This window comes from Paenibacillus elgii NBRC 100335 (assembly GCF_004000865.1).
Lineage (GTDB): Bacteria > Bacillota > Bacilli > Paenibacillales > NBRC-103111 > Paenibacillus_G > Paenibacillus_G elgii.
In genome coordinates this window covers 13,889-34,619 of the sequence record NZ_BIMB01000006.1, presented here as the reverse complement: position 1 = coordinate 34,619, position 20,731 = coordinate 13,889, and the positions used below count along the sequence as shown (strand labels likewise).

21 protein-coding genes and 1 other RNA gene are annotated in these 20,731 nt (G+C 53.8%); 1 reads left to right on the top strand and 21 read right to left on the bottom strand.

What is annotated here, in order from left to right; genetic code table 11:
- Positions 1-2 precede the first annotated feature (2 nt).
- From PEL01S_RS06420 to PEL01S_RS06395, 6 genes are all read right to left on the bottom strand, one after another.
- Complete coding sequence (locus tag PEL01S_RS06420) at positions 3-1,169, bottom strand: cysteine desulfurase family protein (protein WP_127459753.1); 1,167 nt, start codon at positions 1,167-1,169, stop codon at positions 3-5.
- A gap of 100 nt (positions 1,170-1,269) precedes the next feature.
- Complete coding sequence (locus tag PEL01S_RS06415) at positions 1,270-1,962, bottom strand: lytic transglycosylase domain-containing protein (RefSeq protein WP_127459752.1); 693 nt, start codon at positions 1,960-1,962, stop codon at positions 1,270-1,272.
- Positions 1,963-2,083: 121 nt separating this feature from the next.
- A complete protein-coding gene (locus tag PEL01S_RS06410; protein ID WP_063184274.1) occupies positions 2,084-2,503 on the bottom strand; it encodes an MFS transporter in 420 nt (139 codons plus the stop codon).
- Between the two features lie 59 nt (positions 2,504-2,562).
- The gene (locus PEL01S_RS06405; protein ID WP_063184275.1) at positions 2,563-2,772 is read right to left on the bottom strand and encodes a DUF1540 domain-containing protein; all 210 of its coding nucleotides are present in this window, start codon (positions 2,770-2,772) and stop codon (positions 2,563-2,565) included.
- Between the two features lie 48 nt (positions 2,773-2,820).
- Entirely contained in the window at positions 2,821-3,963 is a 1,143-nt protein-coding gene (locus tag PEL01S_RS06400; RefSeq protein ID WP_127459751.1) for a glycoside hydrolase family 15 protein, read from the bottom strand.
- Between the two features lie 87 nt (positions 3,964-4,050).
- The gene (locus PEL01S_RS06395; RefSeq protein ID WP_127459750.1) at positions 4,051-4,551 is read right to left on the bottom strand and encodes a YpuI family protein; all 501 of its coding nucleotides are present in this window, start codon (positions 4,549-4,551) and stop codon (positions 4,051-4,053) included.
- Between the two features lie 219 nt (positions 4,552-4,770).
- On the opposite strand from PEL01S_RS06395, the gene PEL01S_RS06390 reads away from it, so the two are divergent.
- Positions 4,771-6,633 carry a S8 family peptidase gene (locus tag PEL01S_RS06390; protein WP_127459749.1) on the top strand — a complete coding sequence of 621 codons (1,863 nt, stop codon included), beginning with the start codon at positions 4,771-4,773 and terminating at the stop codon, positions 6,631-6,633.
- Positions 6,634-6,710: 77 nt separating this feature from the next.
- Here the strand turns inward: PEL01S_RS06390 and rnpB are convergent.
- The 15 genes from rnpB to PEL01S_RS06315 form a co-directional block, all read right to left on the bottom strand.
- An RNA gene (rnpB, locus tag PEL01S_RS06385) (RNase P RNA component class A) lies at positions 6,711-7,130 on the bottom strand.
- A gap of 70 nt (positions 7,131-7,200) precedes the next feature.
- The gene (locus PEL01S_RS06380) at positions 7,201-8,316 is read right to left on the bottom strand and encodes a Nif3-like dinuclear metal center hexameric protein (protein ID WP_127459748.1); all 1,116 of its coding nucleotides are present in this window, start codon (positions 8,314-8,316) and stop codon (positions 7,201-7,203) included.
- On the bottom strand, positions 8,292-9,056 hold the full coding sequence (locus PEL01S_RS06375; protein ID WP_127459747.1) for a tRNA (adenine(22)-N(1))-methyltransferase: 765 nt from the start codon (positions 9,054-9,056) through the stop codon (positions 8,292-8,294). The genes PEL01S_RS06380 and PEL01S_RS06375 overlap by 25 nt, the downstream gene beginning before the upstream one ends.
- Before the next feature lies 1 nt (position 9,057).
- Positions 9,058-9,894, bottom strand: a complete 837-nt coding sequence (locus PEL01S_RS06370; RefSeq protein ID WP_063184281.1) for a hypothetical protein — start codon at positions 9,892-9,894, stop codon at positions 9,058-9,060.
- A gap of 134 nt (positions 9,895-10,028) precedes the next feature.
- The gene (gene rpoD / locus PEL01S_RS06365) at positions 10,029-11,147 is read right to left on the bottom strand and encodes an RNA polymerase sigma factor RpoD (protein WP_063184282.1); all 1,119 of its coding nucleotides are present in this window, start codon (positions 11,145-11,147) and stop codon (positions 10,029-10,031) included.
- Positions 11,148-11,198: 51 nt separating this feature from the next.
- Complete coding sequence (gene dnaG / locus PEL01S_RS06360; RefSeq protein ID WP_063184283.1) at positions 11,199-13,034, bottom strand: DNA primase; 1,836 nt, start codon at positions 13,032-13,034, stop codon at positions 11,199-11,201.
- A 40-nt stretch (positions 13,035-13,074) separates the two neighbouring features.
- Positions 13,075-13,536, bottom strand: coding sequence for a YaiI/YqxD family protein (locus PEL01S_RS06355; protein WP_025853474.1), 462 nt, complete (start codon positions 13,534-13,536; stop codon positions 13,075-13,077).
- A 100-nt stretch (positions 13,537-13,636) separates the two neighbouring features.
- Positions 13,637-14,449 carry a pyruvate, water dikinase regulatory protein gene (locus PEL01S_RS06350; protein ID WP_127459746.1) on the bottom strand — a complete coding sequence of 271 codons (813 nt, stop codon included), beginning with the start codon at positions 14,447-14,449 and terminating at the stop codon, positions 13,637-13,639.
- A 272-nt stretch (positions 14,450-14,721) separates the two neighbouring features.
- Positions 14,722-15,468 carry a DNA repair protein RecO gene (recO, locus tag PEL01S_RS06345; protein ID WP_036677193.1) on the bottom strand — a complete coding sequence of 249 codons (747 nt, stop codon included), beginning with the start codon at positions 15,466-15,468 and terminating at the stop codon, positions 14,722-14,724.
- A 52-nt stretch (positions 15,469-15,520) separates the two neighbouring features.
- Positions 15,521-15,664, bottom strand: coding sequence for a YqzL family protein (locus PEL01S_RS06340; protein WP_082420751.1), 144 nt, complete (start codon positions 15,662-15,664; stop codon positions 15,521-15,523).
- Between the two features lie 161 nt (positions 15,665-15,825).
- Positions 15,826-16,740, bottom strand: coding sequence for a GTPase Era (era, locus tag PEL01S_RS06335; RefSeq protein ID WP_010491832.1), 915 nt, complete (start codon positions 16,738-16,740; stop codon positions 15,826-15,828).
- The gene (locus tag PEL01S_RS06330; RefSeq protein WP_063184285.1) at positions 16,740-17,156 is read right to left on the bottom strand and encodes a cytidine deaminase; all 417 of its coding nucleotides are present in this window, start codon (positions 17,154-17,156) and stop codon (positions 16,740-16,742) included. The genes era and PEL01S_RS06330 overlap by 1 nt, the downstream gene beginning before the upstream one ends.
- A 21-nt stretch (positions 17,157-17,177) precedes the next feature.
- Positions 17,178-17,876, bottom strand: a complete 699-nt coding sequence (locus PEL01S_RS06325; protein WP_063184286.1) for a diacylglycerol kinase family protein — start codon at positions 17,874-17,876, stop codon at positions 17,178-17,180.
- Positions 17,873-18,433, bottom strand: a complete 561-nt coding sequence (gene ybeY, locus PEL01S_RS06320; RefSeq protein WP_127459745.1) for an rRNA maturation RNase YbeY — start codon at positions 18,431-18,433, stop codon at positions 17,873-17,875. The genes PEL01S_RS06325 and ybeY overlap by 4 nt, the downstream gene beginning before the upstream one ends.
- Positions 18,430-20,715, bottom strand: a complete 2,286-nt coding sequence (locus PEL01S_RS06315) for an HD family phosphohydrolase (protein WP_127459744.1) — start codon at positions 20,713-20,715, stop codon at positions 18,430-18,432. The genes ybeY and PEL01S_RS06315 overlap by 4 nt, the downstream gene beginning before the upstream one ends.
- Positions 20,716-20,731 lie beyond the last annotated feature (16 nt).

Below are 20,731 nucleotides of genomic sequence, written 5' to 3'. Positions count from 1 at the left end.
AGTTACCTCCGTTCGTTCTTGCCGGCCATGGCCGGTTTTAACTCTTCTACAAGCTGTTTAAGCACGCGGCAAAAGCGGTCCGCATCGTTCTCGGTCTGCTGAAGCGAGTAACTGAGCCGGATGCCGCTCACCGCGACCGCCGGGTCCGCCCCCATGGCCGACAGCACGCGGCTGGGCTTCTCCGCTCCCGAAGAGCAGGCCGAACGGGTCGACACATAAATACCGTGCTGTTCCAAAGCATGCACGAGCACTTCGGACTTCATTCCGGGAAACGAAAAATGGACAATATGCGGCGCCATATCCTCCGGCCGATCCGAACCGTTCAAGAGAAGCTCCGGAATTTGGCGGATTCCCTCGGTCAAACGGGAGCGCAATCTGGCCGTATGCGCCGCAAAGGAAGGCTGCTCCTGAACGGCCATCCGCACCGCTTTGGCCATTCCTACCACAGCCGGGACATTTTCCGTTCCCGAACGAAGTCCCTCCTCCTGCCCGCCTCCAAATAGAAGCGGCTGCAATTCTACCCCGCGCCGGCAGTATAAGAACCCGATGCCTTTCGGACCGCGAAGCTTATGGGCGGCACAGGACATCAGATCGATGCCATGCCGCTTCGGGTCGACCGGAAGCTTCCCGATAGCTTGTACAGCATCGACGTGAAACAAGGTCTTGGGACGGTCGCGCAGCATGGCACCGATCGCTTCAATCGGTTGAATTCGGCCCACTTCATTGTTTACATGCATCACGCTGACCAGAATCGTTTCGTTGGTCAATGCTTGCTCAAGGTCTGACAACCGAATTTGACCTGTAGCGTCGACCGGCAAATAGGTGACTTGAAAGCCCTCTTCTTCCAGTTTACGAAAGGTTTCGTAAACTGATGCATGCTCGATGGACGAAGTGATCAAATGATTGCCCCGGGACCGGTATCGGTAGGCCGCTCCGCGGATGGCCAGGTTGTTGCTCTCCGTTCCGCCGGACGTAAACCGAATCTCATTCGGGTCGCAGCAAAGCGCGTTCGCAATCGTTTCACGCGAACGGCTTACGAGCTGCTCGGCTTCCAGGCCCAGCTTATGTAAGGAAGACGGATTGCCGAAGTGCGATTTCATCACTTCGGTCATGACGCCGATGACTTCGTCATACATAGGCGCGGTAGCCGCGTAATCCATATACAGCATTTGTCATTCCCCTTTTTGTAAGTCTCGACGTGGTCCAGGAAGAAAATAAGACCAATGGTCGGCCCCGCAAACGGAGTGCCTACGATTGGTCTCGCTCATTTTATGCCTCGTAGTGCTCTTTCAATGCCAATACTTTGCGTACGTACTGCTGGGTTTCGGCAGGCAGCAGATGCAGCTTTTCGGCTAGGTCCTGATCGTTTCGAATGCCGAGCCGATCCAGTCTGGTAGGTCCTGCATTGTAAGCGGCGAGCGCGGTGCCCAAACTGCCACCGTATTTGGAGAGCAGGTTGGATAAATAGCGGGTTCCGCCGTGGATATTTTGCGCCGGGTCGAACGGATTGTCCACTCCCAGCCCTTGGCCGGTTGCGTCCATCAATTGCATTAAGCCTTTAGCTCCCGCACCCGAAACGGCATTGGCATTAAACGACGACTCCGCATGGATGACCGCTTTCACTACGCTCGGCTCGACGCCGAATCGGCGGCTGGCTTCCTGAATCAGCGGGTCGTAGGCTGACGGCTTCGAAGCCGGGGCGAACTTCCTTGTAAGTGCGCCGGCGGAAGCGGTAGATAACCCGCTTAGCATAGCCGGCCCCCAAGCTTGTCCCGGGACGAGCCCGGCTCCTGCGGACATGCCGGCCAGCATCCCGTTCAATATGGAGGCAAAGTCCGTATTATCGCTTTGCTCGGTAACGGAATTTCTGCCCGAGGTCAGCAAGCTTAATTGGTTCATCACCTGAAGCTGCAGCAGCTCTTTAATCGTATAGGGATCGATAGCTTTTGTCGATAAGTTCATCGGTTGCGGAAGTCTCCTTATACCGGGATTCTTTTCCCATTGTACACTTTTTTGGGCGGTTCAGCCACTATAAAATTTAAAAGAAAAACGGCAGACCGGTTGCCGGCCTGCCGTCTCCGCCTCAAGCGTATAATGGAACCAAAATGAAATAACCGGCCAGCGCGATCAATCCGATGATGATCGACCAAGTGCCCAGCGAACGCTCGCCCAACATATAAGCAAACAGCCCTAATAAGGCTGACGTCGAGCCGAGCAGCGCCGGATAAAGAAACCATGCGAGAATAGACAGCACGAGCGCCGTGTATCCGAGCCAGCGGTAAGACGTTTCCGCCTTCTCCTTCGTACCGTTTTCCGTTACGGCCACAGGGTGCATAATGCGGGATCTCTCCTCCCGCGACCCGCCGCCTCGATAAGCGAGCTCCGCAGCGAATTCCTCGCGCGTTTTGCGGCCGGTTTCCCTCCGAAGCTGCTCGTTCTTGAACTTCCGCAGCGACTTGTCATCCCGAACCGAACCGGGATGTCTTCCGAGCTTCCGTTTCATTCGGTCCCCTTCCCTTCCTGAGAGAAATGAACGCTTGACACTTCCGAAAAAAACGGTGCTTATTTCGATTTTTTCGGCTCGAAGGTGTGACAACAGGTGTTCTGCGAGCTGGCGGCCCGGTCTTGATGATCTTCGAACTCGGCTCCGAACTCGGTGTCATACTGGACGTCCGCATGCTTGTCGATCTCGATCATAATCGCGTTGGCGTTGCAATTGTTTCCCTGCGCCCAATATTCGCAGTTAGCGACGCTGCATTTGACATCTGGCATCGTAATCACCCCTCTCTCAGCTTTCCCGCATCGAAAAGGGGATATACTCTAGGCCTTAGCCCGCAGCTTGTAATATAGCACCATGAACATCGCATGCGACCACAGCAGCGGCGTTGCCGGAGGCCCCCAGCGGCGAACCCAATCGTCATAGACTTCCTCATTGCCCTGGGAACGCCTCACCTGCTCCGGAAACCGGCCCAATTCGTCCGCCCGCGCTGCTATCCACTCGAGCGAACGTACGGCTTCCTCCCGGTTGCCCATCTTCAGTTGAACCAAGCCGTACCAAGCCGCCAGCAGCAGCCACTCTCCCCCGCCGTAATAGGTATCGCTTACGTAACGACGGACGCCTCCGGTCTCTGAGCGCAGCTCATTTTTGATTGCTTCGATCGTTTTCTGCATAGCCGGATGCTGCGAATCGAATACGCGAAACGGCTCCGCCAGCCATAGCAAGCTCGCGTCCACTCCGTCGTAACCCGTTACGTATGTTATAGAATCCCCTTGGGGGACAGGCGTTATATTTTTGACAAAATGGCCGTTTTCGGCATGTACGCCATGCTGCAGCAGAAAATCCTTTATTTCCGTGCAAATATGATGCAGCTCCGCATTGCCGTCCAGCCGGGCAACTCCCTCCAGCCCGCCGTAAATACAGGCCAGCGTCGAAGGATGTACGTGCTCGCCGTACTCCTCCCAGCAATCGAAGTTCGGATACCGCCAAAACGCGCGCAAATAATCGACCGCAGCATCCACGCTAATCCGGTACGAATCCGGAATCCGGTCCGAACCGACCGCGCGAAGGTGTTCCGTCAATCCCCAGAGCCACGCCCCGTAGCCATCCAGTTGAAAATGCCCCCATTCCGAGCTCGTATCGTCCCGGCCGTCCAGATGATAACGGGTATGTAAAAATTCATGAAGCGCCACGTGCTCCCCGCGGGCTTGCTTGTCTGTCAAATAGCGGATATGACCTTGCTTGGAAGCGATAATCCGGTTGGCCCAGTCATAAAATAAAGCGGCGCTGTCATGCTCTCCCGCCGTATCCATGGCGTATGCGACGAAGCTGCCGTCCCTTAGCCAGCCGTAAGCGTAGTGCGCAAATAGCGGACAGGCGACGTATCCCCCTTCCGGATGCTGGTTTAACCGGATCAGCTGTATGGATGCTTGCACCAGTTCTTCCTCATTCATCTTTGGCCGCATCAGAGAACCCCTTCCTTCAGCTTAATGAAACAAAAAGAGATGCCCGCATCGAAGCATCTCTTCACAATATGTCTCGGATCGGACGAATTATACTTTCTCGCCCTGCATCCGTTTTTGCGTAATATAGTCGGTTTCGTAATAAGCCAAATCTTCACGCAGCGTCTCAAAAATTTTGGACAGCTCGATCGTCAAGTCGCGCACGTCGCGTACAGGCTTTTTACGGAAGCGGATGGCATCCTGACCGGTATAAGCATAGCGGCCGTCTTCGGAATAGCATTCGTTTTTTGGATAAAAAAAGCTGTTCACGCAGCTATGATAAACGTCGTAAAGCACTTTTTCGGCATAATCTACGTTAAAATTCGGACGCCGCAGCGCTACGCCGAGCTTCTCGTACGTCACCTCGGAAAACACTAACAAATGTCTCGTATCGGTCAAATAACCTTTATAAAATTCTTCCATCGCTTCGTCATTATCGGTACTCAGCTGCTGCAAAGAATGTCCGTTCAGGAATTGTTCCATTTTGGCGATTGCCTCGCTCAGCTTGGTCCTTGTCGTTTCACAAAGAGTTTTTACATGAAATACTGCCATCGCTTAAAAGACCTCCTCAACTTTAAAACAGAACGATATGGGCAAAACGACCTCTCCATCCCATCGTACCACAAAACGCATGTAAAAGTAATATGAAAAACATCCATGAGACCTTTGTTTCGGACTGCTCCTTTTTGGATAACTTTGCTGCTTTTTAAACTGCTCGCGAAGGGGACTCTAATTGACGTACACACTGTTTCGATCAGGAGGCAACGGCCCATGTGGAAATACGCTTTATCGATCGCTCTTGTTATTGCCGGGGTAGCGATTCTTTTCCCCCGCGGCGATCAGGCCCCCGCACCCGAGAGGGTTACGCCTGCCGCCGAGCTGAAAATGAAACAAACGATGCTGAATCAGGATGTGGCCCGCACAGATGAGCTTTGCCGCAATCAGTGCAGCCTGGAATTGCATCGGATTGTTCAGGACACACAGGCACAGACGGACGGCAAAGCGCGGGAAACGCTGCAAGCGACCCAAGCGGAGCATCCGCATATGGAACGTCTGATACGCATCAAACGGGACCAAACCTTGGACCAGGGCATCGCCGCAGGCACGCTGAACGAGGCGGCGGCAAAAGCTTCGCGGCCCTATATGGAAGAAGCGAAGCGGCAGGTTGACGGCGGAAAGACGTATCAATCTCCGCCGTTTCAAGTGGACGGCAGCACCTATTTCGTTCTTGGCGTTCCTGCAGCGGATGGCGCATCTGGAATCGTCGGCGCGGTGCACCAGCAAATTCTGGCTCAGGTAGCCGATCACCAGAAGAAAAATTTGAGAATCGAGCCGTACCCGGCCGCAGGCCGCTATAAGATTGAATCGGTCGATTCGAAATCGCTTCAGAACGTACAGGTTCGCCATCCTGAAGATAACCAGGGAACGAGCCATTATCACACGAATCAAGTCGTCGTCAAATTCAAGCAGCCGCCTTCCGAGAACGATCTCGCCCGCATCCGGCAAGAAATTGGCGGAGGCCATGTCCACAAGCTCGGCTATACTTACGTCTTCGAATCGCCGGGCATGGAAGCCAAGCAGCTCATGGGGTATTTCGGAAAATGGAACATCGATTACGCCGAGCCGCATTTTCTTTACTTGACGAACGATATTGCGCCCGTTCCGCACCCGAATTCGGCAGCGGTGATTACGCCGAACGATTCGCTGTACCGGAGGTACCAATGGAACTTGCCGCAGATCGAAACGGAAGCTGGCTGGAACGTCTCCAAAGGGTCGACGGACGTCATCGTCGGGGTCGTCGATACCGGGGTCGATGTGAACCATTCGGATTTGAAAGGCCATTTGATGACCGGCTACAATGCCGTTCAGCCCGGAGCCAGACCGCTTGACGATGTCGGGCACGGCACGCATGTGGCCGGAGTTATCGGGGCCGTCGTGAACAATAACTTGGGCGTCGCCGGCATGAGCTGGTATAACCGCGTCTTGCCGGTCAAAGTACTGGATTCCAGCGGCGCAGGCAGCACCTATGCCGTTGCGCAGGGCATTATTTGGGCAACGGATAACGGGGCCAAGGTCATCAACATGAGCCTTGGCAACTATGCCGACGCCCAGTTCCTGCACGATGCCATCAAGTATGCCCACGACCGTGACGTCGTTTTGATTGCCGCTACCGGTAACGATAATACGGATCGGCCCGGCTACCCGGCCGCTTATCCGGAAGTGCTTGGCGTGGCTGCGGTGGATGCGAGAAAGCAGAAGGCGGCCTTCTCCAACTTCGGCGACTATGTCGGCGTAGCCGCCCCGGGCGTCAACATCGCCAGTACGTATCCGAACAACCAGTATGCGGCACTATCTGGAACTTCGATGGCCAGCCCGCACGTTACCGCGCTGGCGGCGCTCATCCGTTCGGTCAATCCGGCGCTGAAAAATACGGAAGTGGTCCGGATCATCAAAGAAACGGCGATGGATCTGGGGCCAGCCGGAAAAGACAAATATTTCGGTTACGGCCTGATCGACGTGGTCGCCGCGCTCAAGGCAGCGGATCCCAAAACTTCCGGCCAAGCGGCCAGCGCCCCAACCGAGACGGCTCCGAAGCCGGGATGGCCGGACTGGATGCAGCGCTGGTTCAGATGATAATAGAGGATGAGAAAAAGCAAAAAACCGCCTCCTGAGGCGGTTTTTTGCATGAAGCTCTATTGCGTAAGCGGCTGAAAGAAAGTTTGCCGTAAGCCGGGTTCTGTGCTTCCGGTGGTCGTAGCGGGTGCCACCCTGCCACCATTGAAGCGACAATCATCTATCTAGGCCGTCCATTGCTGAACAGCTCAAGCGACCAACCCGAACGCGTCTCGGGCAAAGACTGTCCCTTGCGGGACGTGCGTTCCTCTAGGTCTTGCTCCAAATGGGGTTTACCAGGAACTATGTCACCATAGCTCCTCGTGGTCTCTTACACCACGGTTCCACCCTTACCTGTGCCGGCGGCGATCGAAGATCGCATGCACGGCCATCGGCGGTCCGTTTCTGTGGCACTAGCCTTCAGCTCGCGCTGACTGGACGTTATCCAGCATCCCGCCCTATGGAGCCCGGACTTTCCTCTCGTGGCGAACGCCACCAGCGATTGTCTGTCAAACTTTCCTTTGCAATAGATGCATTTGCTAGTATACAAGGAATCGGAGCAAAACTCAACTGCCGGATTCCGGCAAATTACACGAATTGGAACGGTTCCGTATCGATTTGCGAAGCGATGACCTCCGTAGCCCACTTTCGCTCCTCCAGCTTCCGCCGCAAGTGGTCGGCGACGCCGCGCTTCATAATTTTTTCAACGTTGTGCCCCGGGTCGATCAGCGCGATCCCCGCCGCTAAAGCGTCATGCGCCGTATGATAATCGATATCGCCGGTGACTAGCACATCGGCCCCGGCGAATTGCGCATGCTTCACGTAGCGGCTGCCCGATCCACCGAGAACGGCCGCTTTGCGCACATTCCGCGATAGATCGCCGACGACGCGCAGCATCGGCACGTCAAATACCTGCTTGACCCGTTCGCACAGCTCCTGCAGCGTTACCGGCTGCGGAAGCTTTCCGGATCGGCCGAGCCCGAACGTGCGCGTCTTCAAATCGAGCGAATACAGATCGTAAGCGACTTCCTCATACGGATGCGCCTTCAGCATCGCCTGCACCACTCTGCGTTCGACACTCTGGGGGACGATCGTTTCGACGCGTATTTCCTGCGCCGTCTCCAGCTTCCCGGGCTGACCGATAAACGGATTCGTCCCTTCTTCCGGCTTGAACGTTCCGACGCCTTCGATGTTGAAGCTGCAGTGGCTGTAGCGGCCGATGCCGCCCGCTCCCGCTTCGAACATCGCCTGTCGTACCGCATCGGCATGCGTCGTCGGCACGAAGACGACGAGCTTTTTCAGCTTATCGGTATGTACTTCGTCAAGCGGCTGCGTATCGGTCAGGCCGATCGCTTCCGCCATCATGTCGTTGATTCCCCCGTCGGCCACATCCAGATTCGTATGGGCGATATAGACGGCGATGTCGTGCTTGATCAGCCGTTCGTAAAGCCGCCCTGCCGGCGTATCCGTCTGAATATGCGGCAGCGGACGGTAAATGATAGCGTGATGCGCAATAATCAGATCGGCTTGCTCATGAATCGCCTCGTCTACTACTTCTTCCGTCACGTCGAGAGCGACAAGCACCTTGCGGATTTCCTTATGCAGTGTGCCAATTTGCAGCCCGATTTTATCGTTCTCTACGGCGTACGATTTGGGCGCGAGCTCTTCCATCAATTGAATTACGGCTTGGCCTTTGGCGTACATGCGGCTAATACCTCCTCGATTCGTTTCATCTCGGCGCGAAATTCCGCTTCCTTGCTGCGGGACGCTTCCGTTTCGGAGCCGGCCAGATTATCGCATATTTTACGTAGCTTATCCAATTCATAAGTCCACTTCTTCGTCCAGATGGCGGAAGCCTCCCGCACTAAATACGGCCCCATGCTCAGGAGAACTGCACGATCCGCGGTTATTCCGTCCGCCAGGGTCAGCGGTTCATACAGCGATTCCGGGTCTGCCCCAGACTCCGTTCTAGGAACCGCCGTCAAAATTTCATAGATTTTTCCGTCTTCCTCCAAAATGTGCTCTCCGGTCAAAAACCAGCCGTTCCCAAGCAGCCATTCCCGGACCGCCGCTTCGCCGACATTCGGCTGAAGCACCAAGCGGCGCACGCCTTCCAGCTTCGCCTTTCCCGCTTCCAGAATCGAAGCGATCAGCACTCCGCCCATCCCCGCGATCGTAATGACATCCGCCTCGCCCGGCGCGATGACGGCCAGACCGTCGCCCAGCCGGACGTCGATGACCTTCTCCAGCCCCGACGCGCGCACCTGCTTCACCGCAGCGTCATACGGACCGGGATTTACCTCGCCGGCAATCCCTTGTATGATCGTGCCTTGCTTCGCCAAATAAGAGGGGAGCAGCGCATGGTCCGAGCCGATGTCCGCCAAGCGGCTGCCCGCGGGAACCTCCTGTGCAATTTTACCCAATCGTTTTGATAATCGTATCATCTCAGACAACCCATTCTGTCCATTTTTTTCTCCACACAAACAGCAAGGAAGCCTCCGTCACAATCTTCACCAACAGCATCCATTGCAGCGTCGTTTCGCCGTACTGCTCGGCATACAGCATACCATATAATTCAGGCATATACCAAACGATCAAACTAAGCAAAAAGAAGACGAGTCCCATATGGCGGCTCTTCTCATGAACCATCCATCCCATCCAGCAGAACAGGATGCTGAGCGGCACCCAGCTCAGCTCCAGCGTAACCCAACTGATCGAATCAAGCTGATAATGCAGCAGCCAGCCGTAGCAAAATACAAGGCTCACCCATCCGCCGAGATGGAACGGTACATGCCTTGCGAGCAGACCCGTGACAATCCACACCAGGCTGCATAGAAACACGTAGGTTACGACGAAAACGGACGATTGCATCCCGTGGAGCTTCATCAGATAAACACCAATAAAGAGCAAAAACAACGAAGCCATGCCGATCAAAATTTGCGAGCCCATCGGGTCCTTTTCCCGCTTGTACCCCCCATAGCCGTAACAGCAAGCGAGAAACAAAAGCGAGACCCCTATTTGCATTGGTAATTGAAAAGCGTTAAAATGAAGAACAGTAAAAGAAAAAGCGCATGCGACAACCAAAAGTAGAACCCATATTTTCCAATTGCTGTCGCTTATTTTGGACGCGGTAATTCCGAACAATCCACCGGAGCTTCCCGGCTTTTCTTGATCGTCTTCCAAGTAAATATTCAGCAAAAAGTCACAGTACTGCCCAGGCAGCAGCTTGCTTCGCCGCCAATGCTCAATTTCGCGGATAATCGTTTTCTTTTTATCATCCATAGCTTATTGGTTCCTCCGAAGCCCGTCATCGCTTAATACATAGGATACATGATACATAATTCATTCATCGGCTTGGAGCCCGCAAAAAATTAGACCTTCCCGCAGACGGCGGAAAGGTCGTAGTGACAAGCTAATTATTCAAGAAAATCTTTCAACCGTTTGCTGCGGCTCGGATGGCGAAGCTTGCGCAGCGCCTTGGCTTCGATCTGGCGAATCCGTTCCCGGGTAACCCCGAATACTTTACCGACTTCCTCCAGCGTCCGCGTCCGGCCGTCATCGAGTCCGAAACGCAGCCGAAGCACGTTTTCCTCGCGCTCAGTCAACGTATCGAGGACATCTTCCAGCTGCTCTTTGAGCAACTCGTAAGCCGCGGCGTCCGCCGGAGCCAGCGCTTCCTGATCTTCGATAAAATCTCCGAGGTGCGAATCGTCTTCCTCGCCGATCGGCGTTTCGAGTGATACGGGTTCTTGCGCGATTTTCATAATCTCACGCACTTTGTCCGTACTTAGATCCATTTCCTTCGCAATTTCCTCCGGCGTAGGTTCGCGCCCCAGCTCCTGCAGCAGTTGACGGGATACCCGGATCAGCTTGTTGATCGTCTCCACCATATGTACCGGAATCCGGATCGTGCGCGCTTGGTCGGCAATCGCGCGCGTAATGGCTTGACGAATCCACCACGTGGCATACGTACTGAATTTGAAGCCCTTGATATGATCGAATTTCTCAACCGCTTTGATCAAGCCCATATTGCCTTCCTGGATCAGGTCGAGGAACAGCATCCCCCGGCCGACATACCGCTTGGCAATACTGACGACAAGACGCAGGTTCGCTTCCGCCAAACGGCGTTTCGCTTCTTCATCGCCCTGTTCGATCCGCTTCGCCAGATCGATCTCGTCCTCTGCGGAAAGCAGCGGAACCCGGCCGATCTCCTTCAAATACATCCGTACCGGATCATTGATCTTAATGCCAGGCGGCAAGGACAAATCGTCGTCAAAATGGAACTCGTCGTGCTCATGCTCCATCGGAGTCAGTTCGTTGTCATCGTCCGATTCGTTCCCGACATCGATCCCCATCTCTTGAATTTGCTCAAAAAATTCATCGATTTGCTCCGGGTCCTGATCGAACGGCGCGAGCTTCTCCATAATTTCTTTGTACGTAATTGCCGAACGTTTCTTGCCTTGTTCGATCAACTGTTCTTTTACTTGTTCGAGCGTCAACTCTGTCTCTAGTTCCGTACGTTGATCGTTCGCCATAATCCAACTCCCTCCTCCCTGGAATACACCCCGGCACCGTCTCGAGACGAATCAGGATGATTTCAACTGCTTTTCCAAGGATATAATCTCACTGCCTAGTTGCAGGGCTTTGGGAATATCACCCAAACGTTCTGCTTGCTTGATTTCTTCTCTTTTTCGTTCCAATGTCTGCAAGAGCGGGAACTTTTTGATTTGCCGGATGTAATCGTCAATTACGGCATCGTTGATACCGCTACGATTGTCTATTAAGGTTAAGGAGCTAGCCAAGCTCTCAAGCTTGTCATCCTGCAGCATGCCGATGAACGTGCTGGCGTTGGGCTCAAATCCTTGTGCATAGTAAGCGTACAAGTAAGCGGCAAGCGCCGCATGAGCTTCCATATTGAATTCGTCTCCCAGCTGACGCTCGACATAACCGGATATGTCCCGGTCCAGCATCATGACGGCAAGCAGTTGACGCTCTGCATTCTGATAGGCAGGGACCATCGAAGGGGGTTGCGCGCGAAGCCTTCCGTCATTCATAACATTATTCCACGAATTGTCTTTATTATCCCCGGAACGGTCCTTTTTTTCGGCTTGGAGCCTGATCTCGTTCAGATTTTGCATCGCGGATTCAAAGGTTAGTTGAAATTCGGAACTAAGCTCTCTCACATAATGCTCTCTCTCAATGGGTGAAGTCAGTCCTGCGATCAAGCGGAGCGCTTGTTGAATGTAGCGAAGCTTTTCCCCATCCTCCTGCAGTTTATAATTTTTACGATAATAAAAAAGTTTATATTTGATCGACGGTACGGCGGTTTCAATAACCTCTCGTACGAATCGTTCAGAGCCGTGAGCGGAAATATATTCGTCCGGGTCCAGCCCGTTCGGCAGCATGGCAATTCTTACAACGCACCCTGCATTTTCCAGCAACGGGATGCTCTTATAAGCTGCGGATTGTCCGGCATTGTCCCCGTCGTAAGCGACGACCACCCGTTCCGCAAGACGCCTGATCGCTTCCGCATGCTCCGGTGTGAGCGCCGTTCCCATGGTCGCCACGCCGTTGTGCACTCCAGCCTCCCAAGCGCGAATGACATCCATATAGCCCTCGAACAAAACGAGCTCCTGGCTTTTCCGGATTTGGGGTCTGGCGGCATTCAGATTGTACAGCGTACGGCTCTTATGGAAAAGCATCGATTCTGGACTGTTCAAATATTTGGGCTGTACGTCGCCCATCGCTCTTCCTCCGAAGGCGATGATATGCCCTTTCCAATCGCGAATCGGAAACATGACGCGGTCTCGAAATTTGTCGACATACCCGCTTCCGTCCTGCTTCGCCGAGATCAGCCCTCCTTGCTCCACCAGGGGCAGCGGAAACTGCTTCTTATCCAGCAGATTCGTCAGCGTATCCCAGCGCGATGGCGCGTAGCCGATGCCGAACGTTTCGATCAGCTTATCGGTCATTCCCCGGGCGTGCAAATACTGCTTCGCCTCTTTGCCCTGCTCGGTGTTGTGCAGAAGATATTCGTACAACTTGCCGGCAAGCTCATGAGCATCGATCAGTTTCGCCCGGTCCGCGTGCTCCTTCGTTTCGGCTTGGCCTTGCTGCGGCCCGAGTCCGATGTCGAGCTTCGCTTCATCGGCTAATTTCCGGAGCGCCTGACCGAAAGACAGCCCTTCGACTTCCGAAACGAACCGAATGGCGTTCCCGCCCGCCCCGCAGCCAAAGCAGTGATAAATCTGCTTTTCGGGCGTGACGGTAAAGGAAGGTGTCTTCTCTGAATGAAAAGGACAAAGACCTTTGAGGTAATGTCCCTGCTTCGTCAAATGAACGTGTCTTCCGACGACTTCGACAATATCGTGGGCTTTTAAGACCGCGTCGATGACTTGCTCGGGAATGCGTCCGTTACTCATCCTATCCACCTTCATTCAAATTAACACGTATAGGTATTCGCTACTTTGCCCGATTCTCCTGCAAGCCCGACAAAACTTTTGTCAAAGTTTGTAGAAAGGCTTGGCGATCCTCGTCGGTGAACGCCTTAGGACCTTTCGTATGCTTGCCTCCGCGGCGCTGTTTCGCCTGCTCGTGCCTTCGTTCCAGTAAAAAATCAATCGTCCGTTCATTGTACGTTTGGCCGCGATTCGACAGCGCCAGCGCTTTTTTGCCAAGCGCCAAAGCGGCCAGCCCGAAATCCTGCGTGACCAGCACATCTCCGGGTGCGATACAATTGACAATATACAGGTCTACCGACTGATCCGACCGGTCCACTTGAACGATATCGACGCCGTCCATCGGCTGCAGCCGATGATCGAACGAGGCGACCATTAGCACCGGGATTCCGAAACGTAAGGCCGTTTGCGCAATTTCCGTCTTCACCGGGCATGCATCGGCATCCACTACAATTTTATACGTCATAGATCCCCGCCGACTGTAAAATTCAATACTGAAGCATTACCGTAATATTATATACGATGAAAGGATAAAAAATCCTGCTTCCTTTCCTCAAAATAGACCGCTACCGCGAACGGTACATATCGATGATGATGCTGGCCGTTTCTTCAACCGCCTTGTTCGAAACGTCGATCACCGTGCAGCCGATTTTTCTCATAATCTTATCCGCGTACTCCAATTCCGCGTGAATCCGCTCGGTGTTTGCGTAGGTGGCATTCCCCGGCAAGCCCAGCGTCTTAAGCCGTTCGGTGCGAATGACATTCAGCTTGACCGGGTCGATCCGCAGACCGACGATCTTCTTCCCGGACACCGTAAACAGCTGCTCGGGTGGCTGAATTTCCGGAACAAGCGGTACGTTGGCCACCTTGAATTTCTTGTGTGCAAGGTACATCGACAGCGGGGTCTTCGACGTGCGGGATACCCCGACAAGCACGATGTCCGCCTGCAAAATCCCGTTAAAATCCCGGCCGTCGTCATACTTGACGGCAAACTCGACAGCTTCCACTTTTTTGAAATAATCTTCGTCCAGCTTGTGGATCATGCCCGGCTGATGCCTTGCCTCCTGATGCAGCGTTTGCTCCAGCGTCCGTATGATCGGACCGAGCAGGTCGATATAAGGAATTCTGTAGCGCTCCGCCTGTTCGATCAAATAATCCCGCAGCTCGGGAATGACGAGCGTAAAAACGATCGCGCCGCTGCGCTCAATGACTGTCCGGATCATCCGGTCGATATCCGACGTATCAATCAGGAAAGGCACCCGGCGAATATCCACCTGCTGAGGATGAAACTGCACGGCCGCCGCCCGAACTACCGCTTCTCCCGTTTCCCCTGCCGAATCCGATGCTACAAACACTACCGGCTTAACCGCCCGTTCCATGCGAACCCGCCTTTCGTTCTGGCTTTTTACAGAGATGGCTGCAACAAAGGCCGATCATTAGGAGAAGATCGGCCTGTCTATTACTACTACGTTGCAGTGGCAAAAAATGTTTCAAGTCTTCGGTCAAACGTCTGCCCCGGAAAAGAGCTTCTCTTTCCGGACAGCAAAAAACCCCGCTGACAAAGTCATAGCTGAGACTTCGTAACAAGAGGTTTTCTAATGGATGTATCATATTATAATAGCAAACGGGTAAAAACATGTCAATTATTTAGTTACACGCCGTATTTGTCCATTTGATCCAAAAAATCTCGCGATTTCAGCTTCAGTCCGACATGCGTATCGAAGTAGGCCCGTAAAATCGTCTTGAGCAGCTGTTTCGTTTGCGGCTTCACGTCGATTTGACCGAGCCGGCGCACATCCATTTGAATGAACAGCCGAAGGAGCTTGTATACCCCGGGTGTCAACGGAATGGCCTGCGGGTCCCGCAGCTTGCAGCGCTCGCAGAGCATTCCGCCCATGCCGACACTAATGGCGAACGGTTCCGCATTCTCGCGGCAAACGACGCATTGCTCCAGCTCGGGGGTATATCCGGCCAGGACGAACATTTTCATTTCGTACAAGTGGTCGATAATTTGCAAATCCTTGTCTTCCTGGATCGCTTGCAGGCTGGCTTTCAGCTGATCGTATAAAAAAGGCTGTCCCTCTTGATCCCCCAACATCCGGTCGGTCAGCTCCGACAGATAGGAAGCATGGGCAGCCTTGTGCAGATCTTCCCTTATTTTATGAAAAGGCTCGATAATTTCCGCATGATTCAGCGTGCCGAGCTGCCCGGACTTGAAAAACAAGTAGTCGCCGCACGTAAACAGCTGAGCAGAGGACCCGTAACGGCTCTTCACTTTTTTGGCGCCCCGGGCCACGACGCTAAGCTTTCCGTGTTCCCGGGTGAACAGCGTAATAATTTTGTTGCCTTCCCCGTAGTCCATGCTTCGGATGACGATACCTTGTACTCTGTACTGCACCTTACAGCCTCTCCCCGCGTTACCGTACCGGTAACCTGATATTGGGCGAAACTTACTGTACCCAATCGGAAGCGTCCAAGGCGTCCTCTTCTTCCGGCTCCGCCTCGTCGCCGTCCCGGGTATTCACTTCTTTGTATAGCAGGTAAGCATCCACATCTCCGGTCATTGAAAAGTACTTCCACGAAAAGTCTCTCATGGTACATCCTCCCCTTGATGACATGACTACAACCTGTTTCTAGGATTAGGATGGATCGATCCGATGCGAAGTATGCTCTGCAAAAACTGCCATGTATTCTTTGCCTGGTTATGATGGATTAAACGCGGCGGAGCCTGATTGAAACAGGCCGGAGCGCCGGTTTACTCATGCCGGAAGCCGAGATCCCGCAGAACCCGGTCCTGATTGCGCCAGTCCTTCTTCACTTTGACCCACAGCTCCAAGAACGTCTTCGAGCCGAGAAGCGCTTCGATATCAGCGCGCGCCTTTTGTCCGACTTCTTTCAGCAGCGCACCCTTTTTACCGATAATGATGCCTTTCTGCGAATCGCGTTCGACATAAATAACAGCCGAAATATGAACGACGCCGTTGGCCTCCACACGCATGTCTTCAATAGAAACCGCGATCGAGTGAGGAATTTCCTCCCGGGTCAGATGCAGGATTTTCTCCCGGATCAGCTCCGCGCAGACAAATTGCTCCGGATGGTCCGTCACTTGATCCGCAGGGTAATACTGCGGTCCTTCCGGCAAAAATTTGATAACCTGCTCCAAAAGCGTATTGACGTTATTGCCGTGCATCGCCGAGATCGGCACAATTTCGGCAAACGGGTACAAATCCTTGTAGGTCGTAATGACCGACAGGAGCGCTTCCGGGTGAATCTGGTCGATTTTGTTCATCACCAGAATGACCGGCGTTTTCACCTTTTTCAGCGTCTCGATAATGTACCGGTCCCCGCCGCCCAAGCCTTCGACCACATCGATCAAAAACAGGATCGCGTCGACTTCGCTAAGCGCGCCTTCCGCCGCCTTGATCATATAGTCGCCGAGCTTCGATGACGGTTTATGAATGCCGGGCGTATCCAAAAAGACGATTTGTGCCTGGTCGGTCGTGTAGACGCCGTGAATTTTGTTCCGGGTCGTCTGCGGCTTATCGGACATGATGGCAATCTTTTGGCCGATCACCTGGTTCATCAGCGTCGATTTGCCGACATTCGGCCGTCCGATAATCGCTACAAAACCGGATTTGAATTTAGAGTCAGCCTTGCTATTCGAAGACATTAATCAATCGTTCCTCCGTCCAAATCTAAAGATGTGAATGCGCCGGGAAGCAGCTCGGCTACGGTCGTCTCGCTGATATCCCCTTTCAGATTAGCCAGATATACCGGCATATCCGGAGGACACAGCTCGACCAGCACCTGCCGGCATACGCCGCAAGGCGAGATCGGCTGAAGCGTATCCCCGATAATCGCCATGGCCCGGAACGACTTCGCCTGTTCGCCGTCCGCGATTGCACGGAATAACGCCGTACGTTCGGCGCAGTTCGTCGGCCCGTAGGCGGCATTTTCCACGTTGCAGCCGAGATGTACCTGTCCTTTGGAATCCAGCAAAGCGCTGCCGACTTTAAAATGAGAATAAGGTGTATATGCTTGCTCTCTCGCCGTTTTGGCCAATGCGATCAATTCCGTTTTTTCCAAGAGAAGCGCCCCTTTCGCAACCTACATGGGATATAAATAATAGGCGAGTACCGTAATGAATCCTCCAAGCAGAGCACCAAGCAGCAGCGAGCTGAAAGGCCGCTTGCGTTTGTCGTGAAGCGCCAGCAGCAGTACCGTAGCCAATAAAAAGCCCAGCAATGCGACAAGCGTATCTTGAACCCGGCAGGCGATCAAGGAGGCGACCGCAAAAGCGACGGCCGTCAGCAGGCTCGGCTTCACCCCATTTCCTTTAGAGGAAAAGCGAGTCTGCACCGCAATCACTGTCAGGATGACCAGGCAAAGCAAAATCCATACCGTTCCCGCGGTGATGGGATGGGCTCCCGCCCGGCCGGTTTGAATGAGCCGTTCGATCGGATCGTAAAATACGATCATTCCCGTTACGGCAGCAAAAGCTGCCGTGACCAATACGGAAGCCGCAGCCACGTCCTTGGCGATTTTCGCCAACGGATGCAGGTCCGGCATAGCCAGATCGACTGTTTTTTCGATGGCGGTGTTGATCAATTCCGTCACGATCATAAGCGTCACGGCAAGTAAAATGAATAAAATGTCCGTCTTCGGCAGGCCGAAGAACAAGGCGAGCGCCAGGATGACCAACGCGGCGAAAAAATGAAATTTCATGTTCCGCTGGGTCGCGAGGGCGTATTTTACGCCTTCGTAAGCATACCGAAAGCTGCGCTGCCATTTGACCGGCTGCTTCACCGCGTCAATCCCGCCTGCTGCAGGATGTGCTCCTGCTTGCCGAACATGACCTTCTCTTCTTCCTCGTCCTGATGATCGTAACCGATCAAATGCAGAAAGCCGTGAACGAACAGAAACCCGAGCTCCCGCTCGACGGAATGGCCGTATTCGTCAGCCTGGGCGATCGCCCGCGGTACCGAGATGATAATATCGCCGAGAGGCTCTTCATAGCCGTCGTCGTCGCTATCATCGTCCTCTGTCGTCCCGGCCTCTTCTCCGTCCGTCTCGTCCGCGTACTCCACTTCCTCGAAGCCGTCGTCGCCATAAATGATCTCGATCTCGTCTTCGCCCATTTCCCGCATGGCGAATGAAAGCACGTCCGTCGGCTTATCCAGTCCCCGGTATTGCTTGTTAAGCTCTTGAATAGCCTCGTCGTCGACGAATGTCAACGCCACTTCGCCATCCGGCACCTCTTCCTGCTTGCCGGCAAGGCTAAGCAGCGTTTTCAGCTTCTCGATGAGAGCCGGCGTAATCTCGTAAGCGGTCTGCTCGCTGTTCCATGAAAGCTTCAGGCTCATGGCTTCACCTCTTTCTTCATTTCCGACATCTTCGCTTCGGACTTCGCCTTTTCCTGCTTCGTCGCCGTTTTCTGCTCCGGCATATCCGCGGGATATTCGATTCGCGAGTGGAAAATGCCCAGCAGCGTCTCGTTCAAAATCTTAACGATCTGATCCAGTTCCTTGATGGTCAGATCGCATTCGTTAAACTGGCCGTCGTCAAGCCGGTTTTTAATAATTTTGCGCACCATCGAGTCGATCTGTTCGACGGTCGGATTGCGCAGGGAGCGGACGGCTGCCTCGACGCAATCGGCGATGCCGACGATCGCCGCTTCTTTCGTCTGGGCTTTCGGACCGGGATAGCGGTACTCCGCCTCTTCCGGCGGTTTCTCCTGGCGCTCTTCGGCGAGCTTTTTCGCTTTATGATAAAAATATTGCAGCAAGGTCGTGCCATGGTGCTGCTCCGCAATATCGCGGATCGGCTTCGGAATGTTGTGATCCTTCAGCATTTCGACGCCATCGCGCGCATGGGCCACAATGATCGATTTGCTCAGCGCCGGTTCGATTTTATCGTGCGGGTTTTCCGAGTGCGACTGATTCTCGATAAAATAACTCGGTCGCTTCGTCTTCCCGATATCGTGATAATAGGCTCCGACCCGGCAGAGCAGCCCGTCGGCACCGATCGCGCCGGCCGCGGCTTCCGATAAATTGCCGACCATGACGCTGTGATGGTAGGTACCCGGCGTCTCCGTCAGCAGCTTGCGCAGCAGCGGATGGTTCGGGTTGGAAAGCTCGACCAGCTTGAGCGGCGACAAAATGCCGAACGCGACTTCGAAAAACGGCAGTAGGCCCATAACGAACACAGCGGTAAGCAGCCCGCTTCCCAAGGCGAAGGAACCGGCAAACAGCGCGTTCGTTCTCGTTTCGTGATCTTCGAGCAGCAGCAGCGCGGATACGAGTGCCAGAGCGAAGAGCGAGACCATGATCCCCGCTTTCAGGATCGAGGAGCGCTGGCTTGCCCGCTGGATCGAGAAGATCGCCGCAAACGAGCTGGTCAGCGTCAACAAGCCGTATTTGAATTCGAACGACTGCAGATGATCCGAGTTAAAAATGACGCTGGAAATGACGCTCAACACGACCGCGGTCACAAAAGCAAGGTGCGAGTTGAGCAAAATCGTCACCATCATGGCTGCCATCGCCGTCGGGGCCAAGTAGCCGATATACGGGTAATCCAGATTTTGCAGCAGCGAGAACAGCTTCATCCCGGCAATCGTTAGGACGACAATCAGCACGTACATAAACAGCTGAGCGTTATTCTGATTGATCGGGAGCGAGCTTTGTCTGACATACATATACAAAAACGCGCAGCATAAGACGATAAATAAAAAGAGACCGAGATTTGGCCAATAGCTGGCCTCGTCTTTCAGCAAATCGAGCGAAGCCAAACGTTGATACAGTTCTTCCGTTACTTTTTCGCCCTTGGGAACGAGCACTTCGTTTTTGTTGATCATCACTTGCTTGACGTTGTCACGCGCGTGTCCCTTGGCTTCCTCGGTTCCTTTTTGGTCGTAAAATTTGTTCGGCGAAAGCGCCGCCCGCACGAGCTCCTGAACCAGCTCACGCGCATTGTTCTTGGTCAGCGTCGAAGAGTTCACCAATTCCGGCACCTTAACTCTGGCCGTCTGCGCATCCGTAATCTGGTCGCTCATCAGCTTGATGACAATTTCTTTGGCCACAGGCTCCATCGCGGTCAGATCTTCTTTGGTGAGCCGGGGAATTTTGTAAAACGATTCCTCCGGAATCCGGTACTGCTGCTCACGGATGCTTTTGCGCATTTCCGCCAGCAGCAGGTCGTTGTATTGACCGCTGTCCGTGAAGCCCTTGATCTGACGGTCCAAGTGGTCCTGAATAATCGTCGGAATGACCGTTTTGTAAATATTGACTTTGTCGGCGACGGAAACCTCCGCATCGCTGTTGATCTGCTGAAGCTTCTCAAAAATCGCTTCGACCGCCACTTCGTTGCGCAGCGAGGCGATCTTATACACCGGCTGCACCCGTGCGGCCGCTTCTTCCTTCGCTTTTTCCGTTGCGACTTCGTTCGCAATCGCCCTGGGGGCCAGGATATCTTTCTCCGTAACGCTTCCGAGCTGTATGTCGTACGTCTGCGGCACAATCCGGTGCAGCAGAGCGACGTAAAACACGACGGCAAGCGCTAAAAACAGAAGAAAGCGCACGATGGCGCTGTATCTCCAGCCGGCAAGCCGGTATTGAAATTTGCCTTGAATGGAAACGCGGTTGTTCATGACGAAAGGTCAACCC

What these genes read in the sequence shown, in the direction of transcription:
- PEL01S_RS06420 (WP_127459753.1), bottom strand. Translation starts at nt 1,169, where the DNA reads ATGCTGTATATGGATTACGCGGCTACCGCGCCTATGTATGACGAAGTC.
- PEL01S_RS06415 (WP_127459752.1), bottom strand. Translation starts at nt 1,962, where the DNA reads ATGAACTTATCGACAAAAGCTATCGATCCCTATACGATTAAAGAGCTG.
- PEL01S_RS06410 (WP_063184274.1), bottom strand. Translation starts at nt 2,503, where the DNA reads ATGAAACGGAAGCTCGGAAGACATCCCGGTTCGGTTCGGGATGACAAG.
- PEL01S_RS06405 (WP_063184275.1), bottom strand. Translation starts at nt 2,772, where the DNA reads ATGCCAGATGTCAAATGCAGCGTCGCTAACTGCGAATATTGGGCGCAG.
- PEL01S_RS06400 (WP_127459751.1), bottom strand. Translation starts at nt 3,963, where the DNA reads ATGCGGCCAAAGATGAATGAGGAAGAACTGGTGCAAGCATCCATACAG.
- PEL01S_RS06395 (WP_127459750.1), bottom strand. Translation starts at nt 4,551, where the DNA reads ATGGCAGTATTTCATGTAAAAACTCTTTGTGAAACGACAAGGACCAAG.
- PEL01S_RS06390 (WP_127459749.1), top strand. Translation starts at nt 4,771, where the DNA reads ATGTGGAAATACGCTTTATCGATCGCTCTTGTTATTGCCGGGGTAGCG.
- PEL01S_RS06380 (WP_127459748.1), bottom strand. Translation starts at nt 8,316, where the DNA reads ATGTACGCCAAAGGCCAAGCCGTAATTCAATTGATGGAAGAGCTCGCG.
- PEL01S_RS06375 (WP_127459747.1), bottom strand. Translation starts at nt 9,056, where the DNA reads ATGATACGATTATCAAAACGATTGGGTAAAATTGCACAGGAGGTTCCC.
- PEL01S_RS06370 (WP_063184281.1), bottom strand. Translation starts at nt 9,894, where the DNA reads ATGGATGATAAAAAGAAAACGATTATCCGCGAAATTGAGCATTGGCGG.
- rpoD (WP_063184282.1), bottom strand. Translation starts at nt 11,147, where the DNA reads ATGGCGAACGATCAACGTACGGAACTAGAGACAGAGTTGACGCTCGAA.
- dnaG (WP_063184283.1), bottom strand. Translation starts at nt 13,034, where the DNA reads ATGAGTAACGGACGCATTCCCGAGCAAGTCATCGACGCGGTCTTAAAA.
- PEL01S_RS06355 (WP_025853474.1), bottom strand. Translation starts at nt 13,536, where the DNA reads ATGACGTATAAAATTGTAGTGGATGCCGATGCATGCCCGGTGAAGACG.
- PEL01S_RS06350 (WP_127459746.1), bottom strand. Translation starts at nt 14,449, where the DNA reads ATGGAACGGGCGGTTAAGCCGGTAGTGTTTGTAGCATCGGATTCGGCA.
- PEL01S_RS06340 (WP_082420751.1), bottom strand. Translation starts at nt 15,664, where the DNA reads ATGAGAGACTTTTCGTGGAAGTACTTTTCAATGACCGGAGATGTGGAT.
- era (WP_010491832.1), bottom strand. Translation starts at nt 16,740, where the DNA reads ATGTCTTCGAATAGCAAGGCTGACTCTAAATTCAAATCCGGTTTTGTA.
- ybeY (WP_127459745.1), bottom strand. Translation starts at nt 18,433, where the DNA reads ATGAGCCTGAAGCTTTCATGGAACAGCGAGCAGACCGCTTACGAGATT.
- PEL01S_RS06315 (WP_127459744.1), bottom strand. Translation starts at nt 20,715, where the DNA reads ATGAACAACCGCGTTTCCATTCAAGGCAAATTTCAATACCGGCTTGCC.